Consider the following 21,948-nt stretch of genomic DNA (forward strand, 5'->3'; position numbering starts at 1 on the left):
GAGAGTAAAACGTTAATCGGGCGTATCAGTATTGCCAGTTCAGGTTAAAGCCCAGAGTCACCGAATCGGTTTTGAATCCATCAGGTTTAGAGAGCGGTTTGCCCACAAACAGGTCGTAGCGGGTATTCAGAATATTGCCACGAGCGCCGATGGCAGCGCCCGCCAAATGCTGTCCCAGCAGATAAGCGGCACTGCGACCGCCAACTTCGCCGTAATCCACACCGACATACAGCTCATGCCCAGGCAGCGGGGTGTACCAACCGAGATCATTGCGCACTGTCCAGCCACGGTCAGCATTCAGCGTGCGCTCGCCATCAAAACCACGCACTGACCAGCGACCACCGATACTGAATTGATCCTGTGGTGTCAGCGGTGTGTTAGTGCTTTGCCGCTGGTATTGCAGGTTGTAGTGGAATTTTTGCGTCAAGGCGGCAAAAGGAATATCCAGTTGCGCATTCAAGCGCAGAATTTTACTCAGGGCGGTGCCTTCCCCGACATACTCTTCCTGCGCGGGCATCGCACCAAACCAGCGGGTGCCGCGCTGATAGCTGATACCGGCATCCAGTGTGGCTTGCGAAATAAAGTGGCGATGTTCCAGCCCAATACGCCAGGCCGAGGTGCGACGGCGTTGCACTTCCACTTCGGTATCATTGATGTAGTTTTTCGACGAGCGGGTCAGCACATCGTAGGTAAAAGTGGTTTTCTGGTTGGCGTTGCGGTGCAACAGACGACTGAGTTGCAGTGTCACATTCTCACTTTCACCCCGATAGCTGTAGTCGCCATTTAGACCTGCTACCGTCTGATGATAGTCATAGCTGCTGGCGGTAATACCTGCAGTCCAGTAACCGAACGGCAGCGAGTAATGGCCGGTGAGGTTATTGGTGCCTTTGTCGCCGCGATTCTTTATTGAACCACCAGCCGAAACATAAAACAGGTCACTTAAAGATAAAGGGTTGTCCAGAAACAGTGTCGCGCCCCCTTGATAGCGGCCGGTGCTGCGGGTGCCGGAGTCATCCAACGACGCTGCCAGCCGCCACATTTTGCTCTGTTTCCAGTTCAGAGCGATATCGGTCTCACCGGGTGCAGAACCGGGGATCAACTCCATACTGGCTTGCACCGTAGGGACGCGCTGTAGATTTTCCAGCCCTTGTTCGATATCACGCAAATCCAACAAGTTACCGGGGCGGGCGGGGAAAGCACTGAATAGTGTGACATGCCGATCACTGTCAGGTGTCAGCGCCACATGACGTATTTTGCCGGGCACCACTTGTAGTGCCAGAGTACCACTATTCAAATCCTGCTGTGGAGCCAGGACACGGGTAGTGACATAGCCATGGTCAATCAGCCGATTTTGTAATTGGCCCATCAGCAGGTTAATTCCCTTGGCACCCAGACACTGGTTTTGCGCCTGCTCGGCGAGTCGTTGCAATGGCAACCAGCGGGGTAATGGCTCAGTTCCACTGACGGCGACGCGCTGAATGACAAAACAGGGTTTCTCTACAGGGAAAGTGATGCGCCCAACAGATGCTGACGGCGCAGATAAGCGCACATCTGGTGTGGAAGGTGCCAGACGCTCTTCCAGTGCCCGTTGCCGTTCCTGCTGATGAATACTTTGCTGCACAGGGGCTAATTCCGCACCATAGCTGGCAAATGTAATAGCTACCGCAGACAATAATATGCCAGCTATTAATTTTAAATAACAGGGACGCAGCACAGGGCATATCCTTATTTGCCCGGCTGGGGCAGATAAAATAAAAAGAAGTGATTTGGCGCATTATGCCTGCAAAAAAGTTATTTTCAATGCGTTTTTATAATATATAAAATACACAAGATATAGCTTATAAACCCCGTAGGAAATATCGTACAAACATAAAGTTATCGCGGGAAATATCTTATTAAATGATATTTTAATTAAAACCATGAATCGCACAGAAAGGAAGAAACATCATTTCACTTATAATAATATTAAAAAAGTGATTTAAATCATTAAATTCTGACTTTTTAATGAATGAGGGGTTTTATTGATCACAGTTGAATAGCCTAAATGGGATAGATAGAAAGTAAATTGCTATATAAGAAATTCATTAATAACTGGGGAGATGGGATAATATAAAAGGTATATTCCTACACAGCCCCACTATCGATAGCAAGGCTGTATGTTACAGGTCAATTAATGGCCGCTGAAATCAACCAGACTGTAGCAAGTAATTCCTTGTTTATTCAAACGAACTTCGCCACCCAAATCGGGTAAATTAATCACAAACGCGGCGTCGGTCACTTCACCACCCAACTGGCGGATAAGTTTAACTGTCGCTTCAATGGTTCCGCCAGTCGCCAGTAAGTCGTCAATAACCAGAACCTTGTCGCCTGGTTGAATGCTGTCGGTGTGGATCTCAAGTTTGTCAGTACCGTATTCTAATTCATAACTTTCGCTGATGGTGGCACGCGGTAACTTGCCCGGCTTACGTACCGGCACAAAACCCACCCCCAGAGACAAAGCCACTGGAGCACCAAACAGAAAACCACGGGCTTCAGTACCCACGACTTTGGTCACCCCTTTATCCACATAGCGCTCAGTCAACAGCTCAATGCTGGCGGCGTAGGCTAATGGATCTTCCAGCAAGCTGGTCACATCACGGAACAGTATTCCCGCTTTTGGATAATCGGGGATTGTTTTGATACTGTCTTTAATATATTGAAGCTGTTGTGCTGTATTAGCTGCAGTAGCGGTCATAATTTGTGCCTGATAAAACTGCTGTACATACTAAAGCGCGGCCAGTCGATGCTAAAATGACATCAGCTGAGCAACTTGCTCTACCGGTTAACTATAGTCTCGATAGAGTAAATTACTGCATCCTTAACCCTAAGGACACAACGAGGGATTATCCCGCGCACGAAAACGCTCAAATCTATGCAAACTGGCATTAAAATGCAACTGATGTGAGTAACTCAGAGCCTTTTTTGTTGCGATAGGTCAATAACTGGCATCCGTAACATAAAGGTCAATAATAACGTCAATATCACGAGCAAAATGCCTCTGACCCACCAAATTTTTACCAACCAGAGCGAAATAGCAAAAGTCACTATTGTAACCAATATTGCTTTCCACTTCGCGCCTGAAGGCAAAGCTCGATGTTGCTGCCACGTTCGTATATAACTGCCAAACCATGAACGATAAAGCAGCCAGTGATGAAAGCGGGGAGAGGATCGTGCAAAACACCAGGTGGCCAGTAGCAAAAACGGCGTAGTGGGTAACAGGGGAAGCACGACACCTAAGGTTGCCAGAATCACTGCCAGCCAGCCTAACGCTATCAACAACCAACGAGACATATACTCCCTTTATAATGACATTTATTAATCTGCCCCTATCTTTAACGCATGCGTTGATCATCATCAATAGATATTCTCGCCATTATTAGCACAAAATATAGTTTTACCCGCCCGCTTGCTTGTCACCATCACCATTCAAAGGCAAGCTGGCAAAAATAATCAGGGAGACGCGCCATGAGTACAGAAAAGCTATTGCAGGTGCTTGAAAGCCAAATTGAGGCGTTGTCGGCCCAAATTGGGCCACAAGCCAACACACCTTCTCAACAGGCTCGTTTTGACCTGAATTTATTTGGCAATCATGGCAATCGTTTCCGCGACTATCTGCTGGATGTGCATAAAAACATGGCCCAGTTAAAACAGGTCGTTGCAGAAAATCGAACCCAGCAGGTCGCCTTTTTAGCCGAAAAGCTGGTGGCACAAATATCGGCCTTACAAAGAGAGTTAGCGACACAAAAACTGAGAAAATCCAATCCTGAACCTAAATATAATAAATTAGATCCTTACCATAAGCTGGCTGAACATCAAGATTATGAACGGCGGATACTGGGCATGATTCAGGATAGAGAGAGCCAACTGGGTAAGCAAAGTTTGTTATCTGAGCAGCAAAAAATACAAAAAGAGCTTGCTGCCTTGGAAGGGCGTTTAATGCGTTGTCGGCAGGCATTGATAAGAATAGAACGTAGTATTGAGAAGAAAGAGAACGGTTTTTGAATATTTATCACATTTTTTGAATTATTGGGGTTTCGATAGCGAATAGTTTTCTATAATGTTCTAGACCTACCCTTTTTTAAGTTGCGGATGTACTGGTAGTACTGAGTCTCCCGGCCTCCTTGCTTAAACCGCTCATCGGGTCTTCTCAGTTGCCAACGTTTCGCATCTTGGAATTTATGGAGTAGACAGATTAAAATCAAGTCAAATGGAAACCGGCAGTAAGGTATCTCCATTGACTTTCTTAATTAACTGAAAATCAAATATTGGCCAGATTATGTCAGTTGAAAAAGCGTCACCAGAACTGCAACTGGCAGTAGATCTTATCTACTTGCTGGAATGCAATGAGATAGCGCCAGAAACAGCACTGGCAGCGTTAGCTATCGTGCAACTTGATTATCAGCGTAAACTTCGCAATCAGACATCTGATTGATCCCGGTTATTTCTGATGTTCAGCCAAGGCGATACTATCAAGTATCGCCTTGTTGTGGTTCGTCACATGCCTATCGATGGAATTCACCGTTATCACTGCCCGATAGTTTTAAGCGAGTGGCTTATTAATATCCGGTAAATCAGGTTTGGTATCCCCAATTGCCGACTTCTCCGAGGGCACAGAAGGCAATTCTTTCGTGTCAAAAGGTCTGCTTACCTCTTGAATTTCAGTGCCATCAGGTTTGTGTAAATACACATCCAACTGATTAAACGCAATGTTGATGTCATTCTCACGACACAACTTATCAATCGCGCTATTTAATTCATCCACTGTATAGCTACGGTCACGTAATTCGCGCACATACACACGCAATTCATGATCAAGGGTACTGGCACCAAAGTTGAGGAAGAATACATGAGGCTCAGGATCAGTCATAACCCGCGGATTCTCATGAGCCGCTTTTAGCAATATCTCTTTAACTTTCGCTAAATCAGAGCCATACGCAACGCCAACTTTAATAATAATCCGGGTAATCGTATCTGATAGCGACCAGTTGATCAGGCGCTCGGTAACAAAGGCCTTATTCGGAATAATCACCTCTTTGCGGTCAAAGTCGGTGATCGTGGTGGCACGAATACGGATTTTGTTAACATTGCCGGAGAAAGTACCAATGGTTACGGTATCGCCGATACGAACAGGGCGTTCGAACAAAATAATCAAACCGGAGACAAAGTTGGCAAAAATCTCCTGTAAACCAAAGCCCAAACCAACTGACAGCGCCGCAACCAGCCATTGCAGTTTATCCCACGATACCCCGAGAGAGCTGAGTGCGGTTATCCCCCCAATCGCGGTAATTAGATAGGTCAAAATAGTGGTGATGGCATAAGAGGTGCCCTGACGTAGCTGTAACCGTGACAACACCACCACCTCAAGCAATCCAGGCAGGTTGCGCGTCAGGATATAAGCGACCACCAGCGCCATTAATGCCACGAGCATATTCCCCAATGTAACTGCCTGAGCAACACTCGCACCCGCCACGGTTGTGGTGTAATGCCACAACGAAATACTGTCCAGATAGGAGATAACCGTTATCAAATCAGCCCAGATAGCATAGAAACAGGTCGCAAAAATCAGAAACAGAACCATGGTGGTCAAACGCAATGACTGCTGGTTAATTTGTTCCAGCGCCAGTGGAGGCTCTTCTACTGGCTCCCCACCTTCGGCTCCCTCTTTCACCAGATTTTGTCGTCGGGCGATGGCACGGCGATAAGCTAAACGCCTTGCCGCAACCCCTAATCCACGAATAGCCGTCAGGTAAATGATATTCCACAGGAATAATAAATACAGGCTATCAATCCAGCGGCCTGCCAGTTGCAGAGTTGTGTAAAAATACCCAGCAACCATTAATCCAATCAATATGATCGGTGTTGCTGCAATGGCGGTGACTATCACGAGCCGAACCGCATGGGAGTCTTTCTCACGCCAGCTATCACGGCAGAATGGATAGACGAACAACGCCAACAATGCCAACGCAATAACAATAACAACTTGCCCGATAACATCGTCTACCAACCGAAGTGGGCTCTTCTCCCCCAAGGCTGACCAAAAGATAACCGGCAGCAATGCTGCGCCCAATCTCACCATTTGGCGTCGATAATGAGCACATCGGTCAGCGGCTATCATAAAGTGCCGCTCGGTAATGCCGCCCGGTGATAACATGCGATACGTCAGATCAAACACCAGCCAGAACAGAGCCAGACGTTGGAAGAAACTCCAGAAGAAATCACTAAGATTAAAATCTGAGCGCAAACACCAATATCCCACCCCCAGTATGAGCAAAGACCCTGGTAACACTTTCAGCAAGGTAAGCATAATAGCTTTCGGGGTGTGCATTTGACTGTCGTGTTTTAATTGCCCGACGTCAGCGGCCAGACTATCCAGATGCTGATTAATGATTTTGTAGCGTGAGCGGATTATACCGACTACAATCAGCATCGGAACTATAAATATCAATGACTTAACCAACCCGGTTAATACATCATCCCAGGACAGGGTAAAATTAAAATTACTCAACTCAGCTTTCAGTGCTCCCGGCAATGCTTTTAGCCAAGACCAATCCATCGGTTTATTGCTACTCACCCAGAAAATTTGCTGGGTTAGTGTATGTTGCAGTGACTCATTAACACTCAATAACTGCTGCTGATTAATTTGCAGGTTAATTGCCAGAGTCAGTTGATTGCCCAGCTGTTTATTCAATTGATCTAACAATTCGCGACGAATATCAACTATTTGCCCCAGTGCATCTTCAACATCAGGGCTGACTTTCTCTTTACTGTCAGTCATCAGGGTTTGAATGTAGTCATCACCCTGGAATAGCTGGTCACGCTGCTGATTAATTTCAAATTGTTCCAGGCGCAAATCAGCGATGCGTGGCCCCATATTGGTAATCAGCCCAGACGCAGGTAAGTTGAGTTGCTGCTGATACAGAATACGGGAAAGCAGCAAGCTGCCACGTAAAACGGTAATTTGTTCCTTTAAATTACGTTCAGATTGTAATGCACGATCCAGCCAGTTTTTGACCCTGATATTCTGTTGTACCAGTGTGTTGCCTTCTTTAGTGGCGTTAATCAGCCGCTGGCTCAACTCTTTATTTATCGCCAATTCACGGCTAACCAATGGGTCATTTTGGATATCAGTCGCATCATCGGGTACTTGCGCTTCTTTGGCTGTTTTCTCTGAAAGAATTAACCGTTTACCGCTCACTACCTCTTGCAGTAGCTGAACATAACGCTCCAACTGATTAATATGTGCAGTGGTGTAATCTCGCTGTTTTTGCAGTAAATCTTGTAAGGTGGTATTGGCTTCCAGATTTTTACGCTGTAAATCCAGCTGCGCATTTAGCATGACTTGCTCAGTCAATAGCGCTTGCTGTTGAGTCGGCCGCAAAACCTCTTGATTCGGAGTCAACCCATTGAGTTGATTGCGAATCTGCATTAAACGCATCGACGCGTTATACATAGCACTTTGCACGCGCTCTGGCTGAGTTTGCAGGGAGATTAGCTGGCTGTTATAGGCCGAAAGGTCTTCTTGGGCCGATTGTAAATCATCCAGAGTTTCATTTAGGCGAGATTCTAATTGGCGCAATGAATAATTAGCCAGAGACTCTCGCGTCATGGTATCGGCTGAACTGTTCTTAAGCGCGTCCAGCCCTTCCGTCGCCTGGCGCAGCTTCGCCGGAGCTTGTGCTAATTGTTGTTTAAGTTGAGCGGCTTCCTGTTTAGTACGCTCAATAGTATCAAGGTATTCCAGCGTTTTGGTCAGATCTTGCTGCGATAACTTTTCAGCGGGGGACAGTATTTTTTGTTTTGATAATGCATCCAACTGACTCAGTACTTCATTGCGCGTCGGTACATCTATATTCATTCCAGCCGCGAAAAGTGCCGGTGAAATTAGCGATATAATTATAAGCATGATAATCATTGTTTGCAGGCGTAATAAAGACGCGCCTGCTGGCAAAGAAAATGGCAAGGAGAACGATAAAGAATATGGGTTGTGAAATCTGCTGCTCATATTTGAACTTCATTTCAACAGAGAGACTGAAATCCTATCACGTTCAGCCTCTGGCCATAATAAGAAAAGTCTTTCAGGGCGTGAATGGTCATAATAATGCGAGCAGTTACGCACTTGCTGCTGAACAGGATGTAACAGCCCAAAGAGCGGTAATTGCCATTAGAGAAGCCAAAGGCGATATTTCCTTTGCAACTCAAAACGTCAGAACTTTCTCGGCAGCCAGCGTCCATTGGGCCAGTTCAACCAAAGTGCCGACTTCCACGCCGTCAACCAACGTTAATCCCGTTATCCCACGTGCATCTGTACAGGTTTTACAAAGTTTAACCGGTACATTCTGTGCCGTGAGTATTTCCAACATCTGCCGTAAATTGTAGCCTTCTGCTGGCTTCTGCCCTTGAAGACCAGCAATAACCGCATCAGACATCAAAAATAGACGTAAATCGAGGTCTGTCTGCTGCTCTTTCAATGCGATAGATAGACGCAGCGCATTAAATAGTGATTCCTGACCATACGCAGCACCATTGGCAATGACAACCAGTGAATTCGTTTTATTACTCATATAAATTTCTCCAGTTAATCCGATACCTTGCTATTTATCTCTTTCCGCAATGAAAAACTCTGACCCAACATCTCGAGATAAGCATCAATTAATACCGGTGCCTCTTGTTTTATATCAAAACTTTCTGGCATAAAAAGCCAGTTTTCCATCAAACCTGTAATATAGGCTCTCATAATAATCGCAGCACGACGGGTATCAAGATTGACGGGCAGTTGATTTGCATCAATACACCCTTGCAAAACCGATTCAATTCGCTCATAACTAGCTAAATCAAGAACTTTACGTGCGTCATGGAAGGAGGTCATCTCTCCGACAAATTCACATTTATGGAATACAATCTCCATTAACGCGCGACGTCGGTAATCCTCACGCGTAGAAACAAGTACATAAATGAGTATTTCGCGCAAAATGCGGAGTGGATTATCAGGATATTTTGCCTGATACTCTAATTCGAGCTGATCAACTTTAGACTCTGACAACTCCCAAACTTCGTTAAACAGGTCTACCTTATTCTTGAAGTGCCAGTAAATTGCGCCTCGGGTCACACCAGCGGCGGCAGCAATATCAGTAAGCGAAGTACCAGAAACGCCGTGCGCAGAAAACTCCCGCACTGCGGCATCTAGAATTTGTAGCCGGGTCTCTTCGGCTTGCTGTTTGGTTTTTCGTGCCATAGCGTTGTTTTTTCGAAGGGGTGCGATTTACATACATTCACGAATGTATGTACCATAGCACGCACATATAATTTACGCAGCAATGGGTTTTAAGGCTTGTGATCCATTGGATTAAATTAAAAATCGGACACTTGAGGTTTATCTATGAGCAAAAACAGAGGGGTAATGCCTCTGGCTGCAATTCTGGTACTTTCAGGCAGCTTAGTACTTATAGGATGTAATGACAAAGATGCGGCGCAAGCCCATGCTCAACAGGCACCTGAAGTCGGCATTGTGACATTGAAAGCAGCACCACTGAATATCACAACCGAATTGCCTGGCCGCACGTCCGCATTCCGTGTTGCAGAAGTTCGTCCGCAAGTTAGCGGTATTATCCTTAAACGTAACTATGTTGAAGGCAGTGATGTCACCGCCGGAACATCCCTTTATCAAATTGACCCAGCCACTTATCAGGCTGCTTACGACAGCGCCAAAGGTGACTTAGCTAAAGCACAAGCTGCAGCTGAAATCGCTCGCCTGACAGTTAATCGCTACAAGCCATTGCTCGGTACTAACTACATCAGTAAACAAGAGTACGACCAGGCGGTGTCTGATTCTATGCAAGCCAATGCAGCAGTCGTTGCGGCAAAAGCAGCAGTAGAAAGTGCCCGTATTAACCTGGCCTATACTCAAGTAACCTCACCTATCAGTGGCCGTACCGGTAAATCTTCAGTGACTGAAGGTGCATTGGTGACCAGTGGTCAGGCAACGGCTTTGACAACAGTTCAACAACTTGACCCGATGTATGTTGATGTGACTCAGTCAAGTGACGAGTTCCTGCGCCTGAAAAAAGAGCTGGCTGATGGCACGCTGAAACAGGAAAACGGTAAAGCGAAAGTTCGCTTGTTACTGGAAAACGGCTCTGAGTATGCCGAAACCGGCACCTTAGAGTTTTCTGGCGTGACCGTAGACGAAACCACCGGTTCTATCACTATCCGCGCTATCTTCCCTAACCCGAATGAAGCGTTATTACCAGGGATGTTTGTCCGCGCCCGTCTGGATGAAGGTGTTCGTCCTGATGCACTGCTAGTGCCGCAACAAGGTGTAACACGCAACCCACGCGGTGAAGCAACGGCCATGGTTGTTGGTGCTGATGACAAAGTTGAGTTACGCACACTGGTCGCTAATCAGGCTATCGGTAATAAATGGTTGGTAACTGAAGGCTTGAAAGCAGGCGACCGCCTGATCGTTTCCGGCTTGCAGAAAATCAGACCGGGCGTGCAGGTGAAAGTGCAGGAAGTTACTGAGACAGAACAAAAAGCAGCCCCGGCTGACACAGCGAAGAAGTCTTAAAAGGAGCCGGTAATTCATGGCTAAGTTCTTTATTGATCGCCCTATTTTCGCCTGGGTTATCGCCATCATAATTATGTTGGCCGGTAGCCTGGCGATAATGAAGTTACCCGTAGCGCAGTATCCGACCATTGCGCCACCGGCAATTTCAATCTCCGCCAACTACCCTGGCGCCGATGCGACCACTGTGCAGAATACAGTTACGCAGGTTATCGAACAGAACATGAACGGTATCGATAACTTGCTGTATATGTCTTCCAGCAGTGACTCCTCCGGTAACGTGCAGTTGACGTTGACCTTTAACTCAGGCACTGACCCGGATATTGCTCAGGTTCAGGTGCAGAACAAACTGCAATTAGCCATGCCTTTACTGCCGCAAGAAGTGCAGCAGCAAGGTGTGAGCGTTGAAAAGTCCAGTAGTAGCTTCCTGATGGTTGCCGGTTTTATTTCTGAAGACGGCACCATGAAACAGGAAGATATCGCCGACTATGTAGGTTCTAACGTTAAAGACCCAATTAGCCGTACTGCGGGTGTCGGTGATGTTCAGTTATTTGGTTCCCAATACGCGATGCGTATTTGGATGGATCCGCACAAACTGAATAACTACGGCTTGACGCCGGTTGATGTTATTAACGCCATTAAAGTGCAGAACAACCAGGTTGCCGCCGGCCAATTAGGTGGTACACCGCCAGTTCCAGGGCAAGAACTGAACTCATCCATTATTGCTCAGACCCGTCTGACCAATGCGGAAGAATTCAGCCAGATCATGCTGAAAGTCAATACCGATGGTTCTCAGGTTCGCTTGAAGGATGTGGCTATCGTTCAACTGGGCGCTGAAAACTACAACATTATTGCTCGTTATAATGGTAAGCCAGCGGCAGGTATCGGTATTAAGTTGGCGACAGGGGCTAACGCCCTGAACACCTCTGCGGCAGTAAAAGCTGAATTGACAAAATTACAGCCGTTCTTCCCGGCAGGGTTGAAAGTGGTTTACCCGTATGACACCACGCCGTTCGTTAAAATCTCCATCAACGAAGTGGTTAAAACGCTGGTAGAAGCCATTATCCTGGTGTTCCTGGTCATGTATCTGTTCTTGCAAAACTTCCGGGCGACGCTGATTCCAACGATTGCCGTTCCGGTAGTATTGCTGGGGACTTTTGCCATTCTCTCGGCCTTTGGCTATTCGATAAACACCCTAACGATGTTCGGGATGGTGTTGGCGATAGGGCTATTGGTGGATGACGCCATCGTCGTAGTAGAGAACGTCGAACGTGTGATGCAAGAGGAAGGGCTACCACCGAAAGAAGCCACCAAGAAATCCATGGAGCAAATCCAGGGTGCATTGGTGGGGATCGCGATGGTGCTATCAGCGGTATTTATCCCGATGGCCTTCTTCGGCGGCGCAACCGGGGCGATTTATCGTCAGTTCTCTATCACTATCGTTTCGGCCATGGTGCTTTCGGTTCTGGTGGCATTAATACTGACCCCAGCGCTGTGCGCCACCATGTTGAAACCTATCGCCAAAGGCGAGCATGGCCCGAAAACCGGTTTCTTCGGCTGGTTTAACCGCATGTTCGAGAAAAGCACCCACCACTATACCGACAGTGTTGGCAACATTCTGCGTAGCACCGGTCGTTATCTGGTTATCTATCTGGCCATCGTGATTGGTATGGGCGTGCTGTTCCTGCGCTTACCGACATCATTCTTGCCGGAAGAAGACCAGGGTGTGTTCCTGACCATGGTGCAAATGCCTGCGGGCGCAACCCAAGAACGAACTCAGAAAGTGCTGAATCAGGTTACTGATTATTACCTCGACAAAGAAAAAGACGTTGTTAACTCGGTATTTACCGTTAACGGCTTCGGTTTCAGTGGTCAGGGTCAAAATACCGGTTTGGCATTCGTGAGTTTGAAAAACTGGGATGAACGCCCTGGTGAGCAAAACAAAGTTCCAGCGATTGTTAGCCGAGCTTCTGCTGCTTTCTCGCAAATTAAAGACGGTTTAGTGTTTGCCTTTAACTTGCCTGCGATTGTGGAACTGGGTACAGCTACCGGCTTTGACTTCCAGTTAATTGACCAAGGTAACCTGGGACACCAAAAGTTAACCGAAGCACGTAACCAACTGCTCGGCATGGCAGCGCAACATCCGGATATGCTGGTGGGCATGCGTCCTAACGGTCTGGAAGATACGCCGCAGTTCAAAGTCGAAGTGGATCAGGAAAAAGCACAAGCACTGGGTGTAGCAATTTCTGATATCAATACCACGCTTGGCTCCGCCATGGGCGGTAGTTATGTGAATGACTTTATCGACCGTGGTCGTGTGAAGAAAGTTTACGTACAGGCTGATGCGCCGTTCCGTATGTTACCGGGCGATATTGATAAGTGGTATGTCCGCAACAGTTCCGGTCAGATGGTGTCATTTGCCACTTTCTCCAGTGCTAAATGGGAATACGGTTCACCGCGACTCGAACGTTATAACGGCTTGCCTTCCATGGAAATTCTGGGCCAGGCTGCACCGGGTAAAAGTACCGGTGAGGCGATGGATCTGATGCAAGAGTTGGCGTCTAAGTTACCAAGTGGTATCGGCTATGACTGGACCGGTATGTCCTATCAGGAACGCCTGTCTGGTAACCAGGCTCCGGCGCTGTACGCCATTTCGCTGATTGTGGTGTTCTTGTGTCTGGCAGCATTGTACGAGAGCTGGTCGATTCCATTCTCCGTTATGTTGGTTGTACCACTGGGTGTGGTCGGTGCGTTATTAGCAGCCTCTCTGCGTGGCCTGAATAACGACGTTTACTTCCAGGTAGGATTGTTGACCACTATCGGGCTATCGGCCAAGAACGCCATCTTGATTGTTGAGTTCGCTAAGGACTTGATGGATAAAGAAGGTAAAGGTTTGGTGGAATCAACATTGGAAGCGGTGCGTATGCGTTTGCGCCCAATCTTGATGACCTCACTGGCCTTTATCCTTGGGGTTCTGCCGCTGGTTATTAGTAGTGGTGCAGGTTCTGGTGCACAGAATGCGGTTGGTACAGGTGTTATGGGCGGTATGATAACAGCAACGGTTCTGGCTATCTTCTTTGTTCCGGTATTCTTCGTGGTGGTTCGCCGCCGCTTTAGCCGGAAAAATGAAGATGTAGAACATGCACATGCTGTTGACCATAAGGTGAAGTAAACCTAACTGGCACCCCATGAAGTGATGTTTAAAAGGCCGCACATGCGGCCTTTCTCTTTATCTGCTACCTCATCCCAGTAGAAAACAGGGTGCTATCGCCACACTGGAGTAGCCAATTCCGTGCGAATGATTATATTGTGATCAATATACCAAATAGCAGATTAGGCATTTGCAGCAAGGCAATTAATTATTACTATATAAATATTCATAAAAATGAAGATAAAAAGAAATGGAAACGAGATTAAAAATTTTATATGACGCACAAGTTATTGACTCTGCGGTTTATCTGGGAATGCTAAATGTTCTTACGCGCCTGGAACAACACTGGCAATTATCTATCCGCCATCCTCAAGGAGAAATGCTGATTACTCACATGGCAAATGCGCTAATGCGAGCAAATCAGGGACAAGTTATTCCAGCTATCGACGAGGAAATATTAAAAGAGATCGAAGCTACAGACGTTTTTGCCAATATCAGGGAAATTAATAACGACCTACTGTCACTGTTTACCTTTCAAGTACCCGATCATGAAGTGGGATATTTATTAGCAAATTTATATGGCCTGCACCTTGCCCAGCAGACAGAGTGCTAAATATTTTAGCGCTCATTAAATATTCAAAAAAATGAAAAATAAAATGGCAGAACTTAGGATCTAACATGCTACTGAAAGCATTACAAAAACAAAATCCAGCGCTGATAGAAGCAGCTCTTTTACTCTGGCAACAAGGGGTGATTAGACCTGACAGCTACGTTATTGACGTTGATCAGGTCAAACAGAATGCACATTTGCTACTGGAAACAGCAACACGTTATGGCATTACTCTTTATCTAATGAGTAAGCAGTTTGGTCGAAACCCACTGCTGTGCAAGCTCCTGCTGGAGTGTGGTTACCAAGGTATCGTCGCGGTAGACTTCAAAGAAGCACATCAACTCTATCAACATAACTTGCCAGTCGCCCACGTCGGACATTTAGTCCAAATTCCAAGCGGAATGGTGGATGAAGTTGTGTCACGCCAACCTGAGGTCATTACTGTTTACAGTATCGCCAAAGCACGCGAAATTGCCGCTGCCGCCGTGCGTCAGAATAAAGAACAAGCACTGTTATTAAAGGTTTTTCATCACGGTGACTTGGTTTATCCCGGCCAAGAGGCGGGATTCTCTCTGGATGAATTACCCGCTGTAATCCGTGAAATAAAAACAATACCCGGCATCCGTTTGGTAGGCGTCACACATTTCCCTTGTATGCTTTTTGATAATGAAAAAGGCAAGACATTGCCCAGCCCAAATCTCAACACATTAATTGAAGCAAAAAGTATTCTTGAGCAACAGGGTATACAGGTTGAGCAGGTCAATGGCCCTTCCGCAACCGGGGTTGAAAGCCTTCCACAACTGGCAAAATGGGGAGTGACACACGCCGAACCGGGTCACTCTTTAACCGGAACTATGCCCTCAAACCAACAAGGTAACCAGCCCGAGCATGTTGCCATGCTGTATCTGACTGAGATTTCCCATTGTCATCAAGGCAAAAGTCATTGCTACGGCGGCGGATACTATCGGCGCGGCCATTTAAGTAATGCTCTGGTGTATGACCAGCAATGGCATGCAACCAAGGTACTGAGCCCAGCTAATGACAGCATCGACTATACCTTGAGTCTTAGCGAATCATTTGCCGTCGGCAGTCCGGTAGTCATGTGTTTTCGTACACAAATCTTCGTTACCCGTAGTGACGTGGTTATGGTTGCGGGCATCCAGTCAGGTCAGCCTCGGCTACTCGGCATTTATGATAGTCAGGGGAATACCATACCAGCGTCCTGCGGACAGGAGGAATTATGAGTAAATTCATTGTACTGGTCATCGACAGTTTTGGCGTGGGTGCCATGCCTGATGTTTCTGACGTTCGTCCACAGGATCTCGGTGCGAATACTTGTGCCCATATCTTACAAACTTACCCGAAATTGCGTTTAGCCAACTTAGAAAAGTTGGGATTACTCAACGCGTTGCATATCGGTTCGCCTGATTTTCAAGACAGCGTAATGCAAGACAACCCACTGGCAAGTTTTGGTGTGGCGTTGTTGCAACATGAGGGTGGCGATACCTTTATGGGCCATCAGGAAATCATGGGCACCCTGCCCCGCGCGCCTTTAAGCATGCCGTTCTCCACCGTAAAGTCACGTGTCGCTGATGCATTACGCCAACAGGGTTATCAGGTCGAAGAACACAGTGCGCCTGATGATAGCAGCAATTTGAAGTTTCTATGGATCAATAACTGCGTCGCAATTGGCGATAATCTTGAAGCAGATTTAGGTCAAGTATTTAATATTTGTGCTAATTTAAATGCCATTGGTTTTGAGCAGGTCGAAAAGATAGGTCGGATAGTTCGCGGTTGTGTGGAAGTAAACCGCGTTATCGCCTACGGGGGGCAACTGATGAATAGCCAGGCAATCATCAGTGCAGCTGAAGCTAAGCAACAACATTATATTGGTATTAACAGTCCAAAATCGGGTGTTTATGACACCGGCTTTCAGGTTATTCATCTCGGTTATGGTGTCGATGCCGATGTTCAGGTGCCTCATCAGCTTGATAAAGTGAATATCCCTACCGTACTGGTCGGTAAAGTCGCAGATATTGTTGCCAACCCAACCGGGCGAAATTACCAACAACTTGTTGATTCTCAAATTATTTTGGATATCACACTGGAAGAAGTGCAACGCGCGGGTAGTGCCTTTATCTGTACCAATATCCAGGAAACTGACTTGGCAGGGCACGGGCAAGATGTTGCACGCTATGCAGAGCGCCTGCAATTAGTCGATAACATGTTAGGGAAGATTACCGCAGCCATGACACCCGGTGATTGCCTGGTGGTAATGGCTGATCATGGCAACGACCCGACCATCGGCCACAGCAAGCACACTCGCGAGCAAGTTCCATTACTGGTCTATCATCCGGGAATTAAACATTCGCAGCAGAAAGCCGTTCACCTGGGTATCCGGAAAACTATGTCAGATGTTGGCGCGACAGCCTGTGAGTTTTTCGCAGCAATTGCGCCACAAAACGGTCACTCTTTCTGGCGGCAACTTACTGACGCTAACGAATAATGGAATATATTCAGATTATTTGAAATATATACTTAAGGGGAAGCCATGATGTTTAAAATTGCTATTGGTGGGCAACTGAATAAAAACGAAATACAAGATTGTTTAATTAAATATGGTGCGGGGAAAATCACCTCTGACATATTTACCGATATGGATGCCGCCATGAAAGTCAAAAATGGTAGCTTCGACTATTACGTTGGCGCTTGCCAAAGTGGTGCCGGTGGTGCTTTGGCGATGGCTTATGCTCTGATTGGGCGCGATAAGTGCGCCACAATAGCCAATGCTTTGACCCAACCCTCAGAAGCGAATATTAGCCAATTGATAGATCAGGGGAAAAAAGCATTTGGCTTTACCAATGACCGTGTTGAAAACTCAGTTAAAGCCTTATGTGCCGTTTTATTGGTCGACAAATAATACTGTAAATCTATTACGGTTATTCATTTTGTTCTAAAAGACTGACGCAACTGACAACAATAATAAACAAATTAGCCAGGGGCCAAATGGCCCCGATGGGGTCGTGATATGGAATCGTTTAATTTAGTCAAGATTATTCTTTTCTCGCTAATGGGGGGGTATGCCACCTTTCTTGCCAATAAATCTATCGCGGTGTATCACGATGGATTACGGCCTATCATGCCGGAGTTTATGAACGGCAATATGAGCCGGAAAGAGCTGGCGGGTATCTCTTTTGCTATCAGTATTGGGTTTATTACGGGCTTCGCCATGCCGATTACATTGGCAACCGGCATTATCGTTATTCATATCGTTTTGCTCACAGCGGATATTATTGGGGTATCACTGAATAATACTAAGTTAGCCGTATTAATTGGCACAGTTTATGGCGCTTTAATCACTATCGCGCTGGATGGATTGATTAAAGGCTTCAGTTATCTGCCAGTTAACTTCCTTGATGCCCTCGCCTCGGTGGGCGACCCGATAATTTATGCCTTTGTGGCCTTCCCTGCCATTGCTGTCGGTTATCAATTTGGTAAAAAAGCCGGACTAATTACCATTATTATCGCCTTCCTGGCTCGTGTGGTGATTGAGCGAATTAACCCAGTAACCATTGCTGGTAATGAAGTCGCGCTCAGCCCGGAAGGTATTGCAATGCTGTTTGGTATGATTTGCTTGCTGTTCTTTGCTTCCCGCGATAAACGCCACGGCGAAGAAATAGAACATAGCCTGTTTGATGACAATATTAAACGCATTCGGAAAAACGCGATTTATCTGTTACCAATGGCCGCATTGATTACCATCACGGCCCACTACCACTGGATTGCAGGTGAACCGATTGCAGCAGCATTACTCGGAAAAGGGCAAATTACCTCTGCGGCCATAGTGGCAATTGTCCAAGCACTCGCTTTCATGCCACTGATTATCACAACTGCAATGATAAGCGGTGTGTATGGCACTAATGGCTGGTGTGACTGGTTCCTCGGCTTAGGCTATCTGGCACCTAACCCAGTGGTGGCTGGCATACTGGGCGCGGGGGCAATGGGGGTCGAGATCACCAGTTTGAGTCGAATTGGTAAGGCGATGAACCGCTTCCCGTCGTTGAAAATGTCCGGTGATAACATTCGCACCGCCATGACACAAATTCTTGAAATTGCACTTTTAGTGGGCGGGGTTAATGCGGCGAATCAGATCTGGCCCGGAACCGGCATTTTCGTGGTGGTCAGCTTGTATATCCTCAACGAAATTTGTGGCCGTCCGGTTATGAAACTGGCGGCAGGCCCGATTGCGGCGATTGTCGTCGGTATATTGGCGAATATCTTTGCTGTGCTCGGATTACATGTAGTCGCCTAGTCGCAGGCCGTAGCACCACCCATCTAAAAAGCCCGCAAATTTCGCTTTGCGGGCTTTTTATTTATTCGTATTTGAAACTCGGACTTGAAACTGAAAAATGAAAGGAGCATAATTATTGTTATAGTATAACATAACAAATGGAGTTCATATGAAACCTGGCATCCATCCTAACTACCGAACTGTGGTTTTTCACGATACCAGTGCAGACACTTATTTCACTGTCGGTTCAACTATCGCCACAGCGCGCACTATTGAGCGCGATGGTCAGACCTATCCTTACGTCACATTGGATATCTCTTCAGCGTCGCATCCGTATTACACCGGTAAACAAAAAGAGTTTTCAAAAGAAGGCAGTACTGCGCGTTTCCATCAACGTTTCGGCAGTTTCTTAACCAAAAAAGCCAGCTAATTCTGAGAATTAATTATGCAAGTATTGAGTTCATTACGTTCGGCAAAAAATCGCCATCCCGATTGCAAAATCGTCCGTCGCCGTGGTCGGGTGTATGTTATTTGCAAAAGTAATCCACGTTTTAAAGCGGTCCAGGGAGGAACCCATAAGAAGCGTTGATGTTGAGTATGTTCTCTGCCACTAAAAAGCCCCGTTGCTGCCCAACGGGGCTTTTCTATTTGTCATAAAAGGTTCGAGAACTCAGCCCCTTGGTTCCCTTCGAGGCTGAGTAAATTTCATCCTATTATTACTTCATGGCACCGACAAGGGTATCCACATTGTGTTTAAACGCTTGCGCATAGGTTGCTGCCGGGCCACCAGCAGCAGATAACGCCTCTGGATAAAGCTCTCCGCCAGCTTGTGCACCACTGGCTTCGGCAATTTGTTTTACTAAGCGTGGATCAGTTTGGTTTTCAATAAAATAGGTTTTTATTTTCTCTTTTTTGATTTGGTTAATCAGCGCAGCAACCCCACTGGCACTGGCTTCAGACTCGGTGGAAAACCCGACTGGTGACAAGAAGTTAACCCCATACTCCTGGCTAAAATAGCCAAATGCATCATGGCTGGTCAGCACTTTTCGTTGCCCGGCAGGGATTGCAGCAAACTGCACTTTGGCATAAGCATCCAGTTTTTCCAGTTGCTGAATGTATTCTCCTCCACGCTTGCGGAAATAGTCGGCATCTTCTGGATCGGCGGCAATCAATGCATTCATTACGTTGTTAGCATATTTGATCCCATTCGCCATACTGTTCCATGCATGGGGATCCGTCACCATTTTGCCTTCCTCATCCATCTTACGGGTATCAACCCCGGTTGATGCAATCACAACCTGTCCTTTATAGCCCGAGGCGGTGATCAATCTTTCTAACCACCCCTCCAACCCTAATCCACTGACAAACACCACATCAGCTTTGGACAATTGTTTACTATTTTTCGGCGTGGGTTCAAAACCATGTGGATCACCATTTGGCCCGACCAAGGTCACCACATTGACGTGCTCGCCGCCAACCTGCTGGACGATATCACCTAAAATAGAAAAACTGGCAACGGCTTCAACCGTTTTGGCCATCGCCAGTGGGCTTGACAGTAGGGCAGCTACCGCCAAACTAATAGGTAAATACTTCATTTAACTCTCCTTTAATGACACGGGGTTTTCAATAATAATAAATAGTTCTCAACGGCGCGCGGTGGCTAGCACACCACCACGCGTTCCAAATAAAATAGATAAAAAGAAAATTAAACTGGCGCTCAAGACAATCGCGGGCCCGGCAGGTAATGAGGCGTAATAGGACCACAGTAAACCGACGATGCTGGCAATCATGCCGATCGCCATGGCGATCCCCAGTGTTTGCGGCAAATTTTTGGCCCAAAAACGCGCACTGGCTGCCGGTAGCATCATTAATCCGACTGACATCAGAGTGCCTAAGATCTGAAACCCAGCCACCAAATTAAGCACGACCAACGACAGAAATAACGCATGAACCACCATCAACCAGCGCCCCATACTCACCCGTAGAAAAACGGGGTCAAATGACTCCACCACCAATGCGCGATAAATGGCGGCTAATGCCAGCATGGAGAATGTAGTGATAACACCCACCATGGTCATGGCGTTGGTATCAACCGCCAAAATAGAACCGAACAACACATGCAGCAGATCCATACTGGAGCCGCGCAAAGAGACGAGGGTGACCCCCAGAGCCAAAGAACCAAGATAGAAACCGGCAAAGCTGGCATCTTCTTTTAACAGTGTTCGGCGACTTACCCAGCCCGACATCATGGCAACCGCAAGCCCGGCAATAAAACCACCAATCCCCATCGCAACCAACGACATGCCTGAAATCAGATATCCAATAGCCGCCCCCGGCAATACCGCGTGTGACAGGGCATCACCGACTAAACTCATTCGTCTTAATAATAAGAAAACCCCTAGAGGTGCTGAACTGAGCGACAAAGCTAAACAGGCCACCAATGCTCGTCGCATAAAGCCAAAATCCATAAAAGGATCGGCAAATAAATGAAACAAAGTCATAAATTGATTGCTCTTAATGTGCTGGGCCGAGAAGAAAAAGAGCAAGATGAGCCGTGCGAGTGATGCCACTGTACTAAAACCTGCTCAGCGGACTGCCAGCAATGGCCTTGAGGTGTTAGCCATAAAGCATGAGGAAAATGTTCTTCCACCATCGACATGTCATGTAAGACAGCAATGATGGTTCGCCCTTCAGTATGTAGCTGATGAATAACCTCAAGCAGCAATCCGACAGTTTGGCTATCAATCCCGGTAAAAGGCTCATCCAATAAAATCAATTGTGCTTGTTGCACTAAAAGACGTGCAAATAACACTCGCTGCAATTGCCCACCGGAAAGTTCACCTACAGGTCGGCGAGCCATATCCTGCATTCCGACCGCGTTCAATGCCTGGTTAATTCGTTGTCTGGATTGATGATTAATCCCGCCGAGTAACCCACTTTGGGGCCAACATCCCATGGCAACAACATCTTGAACGACAATAGGAAACTGCCGGTCTAATTCGGCTTGTTGAGGTAAGTAGGCCATTTGCGGAACTCTCCCGCTGGTAAAGGTAATCTGCCCTGCGACGGCCGGTTGTAGCCCTGCCAGGGTTTTAAGCAAAGTAGATTTACCCGCACCATTTGCTCCGATAATAGCGGTAAGCGAGCCGGCGATAAAACAGCCATTAATAGGCGGTGTCAGGGCATAATCACCATATCCAATCTCAGTATTCTTCAGATTTATCATGGTAATACATTCGCCCAATAAATAGCGCACCACAGCAATATACAAAGTAAGGCAACACCGACAATGCGCT

Annotated in this window: 20 protein-coding genes; 11 read left to right on the forward strand and 9 right to left on the reverse strand. The window is 46.8% G+C overall.

Annotated features, from left to right (window positions below):
* Positions 1-25: 25 nt before the first annotated feature.
* The 3 genes from FTB31_RS15000 to FTB31_RS15010 all read right to left on the reverse strand — a co-directional run bounded on the left by FTB31_RS15000 (position 26) and on the right by FTB31_RS15010 (position 3,330).
* A complete protein-coding gene (locus tag FTB31_RS15000) occupies positions 26-1,711 on the reverse strand; it encodes a ShlB/FhaC/HecB family hemolysin secretion/activation protein (protein ID WP_400189512.1) in 1,686 nt (561 codons plus the stop codon).
* Positions 1,712-2,170: 459 nt separating this feature from the next.
* The gene (gene apt / locus FTB31_RS15005) at positions 2,171-2,734 is read right to left on the reverse strand and encodes an adenine phosphoribosyltransferase (RefSeq protein ID WP_050077369.1); all 564 of its coding nucleotides are present in this window, start codon (positions 2,732-2,734) and stop codon (positions 2,171-2,173) included.
* 215 nt (positions 2,735-2,949) lie between these two features.
* Entirely contained in the window at positions 2,950-3,330 is a 381-nt protein-coding gene (locus FTB31_RS15010; protein WP_050077368.1) for a DUF454 family protein, read from the reverse strand.
* Positions 3,331-3,504: 174 nt separating this feature from the next.
* On the opposite strand from FTB31_RS15010, the gene priC reads away from it, so the two are divergent.
* Together priC and rsmS are read left to right on the forward strand one after the other, a co-directional pair.
* A complete protein-coding gene (gene priC / locus FTB31_RS15015) occupies positions 3,505-4,041 on the forward strand; it encodes a primosomal replication protein PriC (RefSeq protein ID WP_077174525.1) in 537 nt (178 codons plus the stop codon).
* 274 nt (positions 4,042-4,315) lie between these two features.
* On the forward strand, positions 4,316-4,471 hold the full coding sequence (gene rsmS / locus FTB31_RS15020; protein WP_005158164.1) for a pleiotropic regulatory protein RsmS: 156 nt from the start codon (positions 4,316-4,318) through the stop codon (positions 4,469-4,471).
* Between the two features lie 108 nt (positions 4,472-4,579).
* Here the strand turns inward: rsmS and mscK are convergent, their stop codons facing one another.
* From mscK to acrR, 3 genes are all read right to left on the reverse strand, one after another.
* Positions 4,580-8,041 (reverse strand): mechanosensitive channel MscK, encoded by a 3,462-nt coding sequence (gene mscK / locus FTB31_RS15025; protein ID WP_227729167.1) that lies wholly within the window; start codon positions 8,039-8,041, stop codon positions 4,580-4,582.
* Between the two features lie 193 nt (positions 8,042-8,234).
* Positions 8,235-8,600, reverse strand: a complete 366-nt coding sequence (locus tag FTB31_RS15030) for a DsrE/DsrF/TusD sulfur relay family protein (protein ID WP_050077365.1) — start codon at positions 8,598-8,600, stop codon at positions 8,235-8,237.
* Between the two features lie 14 nt (positions 8,601-8,614).
* Complete coding sequence (acrR, locus tag FTB31_RS15035; protein ID WP_050077364.1) at positions 8,615-9,271, reverse strand: multidrug efflux transporter transcriptional repressor AcrR; 657 nt, start codon at positions 9,269-9,271, stop codon at positions 8,615-8,617.
* 144 nt (positions 9,272-9,415) lie between these two features.
* On the opposite strand from acrR, the gene acrA reads away from it, so the two are divergent.
* The 9 genes from acrA to ykgO all read left to right on the forward strand — a co-directional run bounded on the left by acrA (position 9,416) and on the right by ykgO (position 19,241).
* A complete protein-coding gene (acrA, locus tag FTB31_RS15040) occupies positions 9,416-10,603 on the forward strand; it encodes an efflux RND transporter adaptor subunit AcrA (RefSeq protein ID WP_050077363.1) in 1,188 nt (395 codons plus the stop codon).
* Between the two features lie 16 nt (positions 10,604-10,619).
* Entirely contained in the window at positions 10,620-13,772 is a 3,153-nt protein-coding gene (acrB, locus tag FTB31_RS15045; RefSeq protein ID WP_050077362.1) for an efflux RND transporter permease AcrB, read from the forward strand.
* 229 nt (positions 13,773-14,001) lie between these two features.
* Positions 14,002-14,364 carry a PRD domain-containing protein gene (locus tag FTB31_RS15050; RefSeq protein WP_050077361.1) on the forward strand — a complete coding sequence of 121 codons (363 nt, stop codon included), beginning with the start codon at positions 14,002-14,004 and terminating at the stop codon, positions 14,362-14,364.
* A 65-nt stretch (positions 14,365-14,429) separates the two neighbouring features.
* Positions 14,430-15,605, forward strand: a complete 1,176-nt coding sequence (locus FTB31_RS15055; protein ID WP_077174526.1) for a YhfX family PLP-dependent enzyme — start codon at positions 14,430-14,432, stop codon at positions 15,603-15,605.
* The gene (locus FTB31_RS15060) at positions 15,602-16,867 is read left to right on the forward strand and encodes a phosphopentomutase (protein ID WP_077174527.1); all 1,266 of its coding nucleotides are present in this window, start codon (positions 15,602-15,604) and stop codon (positions 16,865-16,867) included. Before FTB31_RS15055 ends, FTB31_RS15060 begins: the two co-directional genes overlap by 4 nt.
* Before the next feature lie 48 nt (positions 16,868-16,915).
* Positions 16,916-17,281 carry a DUF2620 domain-containing protein gene (locus FTB31_RS15065; RefSeq protein ID WP_050077411.1) on the forward strand — a complete coding sequence of 122 codons (366 nt, stop codon included), beginning with the start codon at positions 16,916-16,918 and terminating at the stop codon, positions 17,279-17,281.
* A 108-nt stretch (positions 17,282-17,389) separates the two neighbouring features.
* Positions 17,390-18,673 carry a YhfT family protein gene (locus tag FTB31_RS15070; protein ID WP_011816884.1) on the forward strand — a complete coding sequence of 428 codons (1,284 nt, stop codon included), beginning with the start codon at positions 17,390-17,392 and terminating at the stop codon, positions 18,671-18,673.
* Positions 18,674-18,821: 148 nt separating this feature from the next.
* Positions 18,822-19,082, forward strand: coding sequence for a type B 50S ribosomal protein L31 (locus FTB31_RS15075; protein ID WP_050077358.1), 261 nt, complete (start codon positions 18,822-18,824; stop codon positions 19,080-19,082).
* Positions 19,083-19,097: 15 nt separating this feature from the next.
* Positions 19,098-19,241, forward strand: coding sequence for a type B 50S ribosomal protein L36 (gene ykgO / locus FTB31_RS15080; protein ID WP_002208618.1), 144 nt, complete (start codon positions 19,098-19,100; stop codon positions 19,239-19,241).
* Between the two features lie 127 nt (positions 19,242-19,368).
* Here ykgO and FTB31_RS15085 read toward each other — a convergent pair whose 3' ends face one another.
* Genes FTB31_RS15085 through FTB31_RS15095 form a run of 3 tightly spaced genes read right to left on the reverse strand, consistent with a single transcriptional unit; the run spans position 19,369 to position 21,878 of the window.
* Positions 19,369-20,247, reverse strand: a complete 879-nt coding sequence (locus FTB31_RS15085; protein WP_227731519.1) for a metal ABC transporter substrate-binding protein — start codon at positions 20,245-20,247, stop codon at positions 19,369-19,371.
* A gap of 48 nt (positions 20,248-20,295) precedes the next feature.
* On the reverse strand, positions 20,296-21,153 hold the full coding sequence (locus FTB31_RS15090; RefSeq protein ID WP_227731520.1) for a metal ABC transporter permease: 858 nt from the start codon (positions 21,151-21,153) through the stop codon (positions 20,296-20,298).
* Entirely contained in the window at positions 21,150-21,878 is a 729-nt protein-coding gene (locus tag FTB31_RS15095; RefSeq protein WP_227731521.1) for a metal ABC transporter ATP-binding protein, read from the reverse strand. Before FTB31_RS15095 ends, FTB31_RS15090 begins: the two co-directional genes overlap by 4 nt.
* Between the last annotated feature and the right edge of the window lie 70 nt (positions 21,879-21,948).

The organism is Yersinia proxima (genome assembly GCF_902170785.1).
Lineage (GTDB): Bacteria > Pseudomonadota > Gammaproteobacteria > Enterobacterales > Enterobacteriaceae > Yersinia > Yersinia proxima.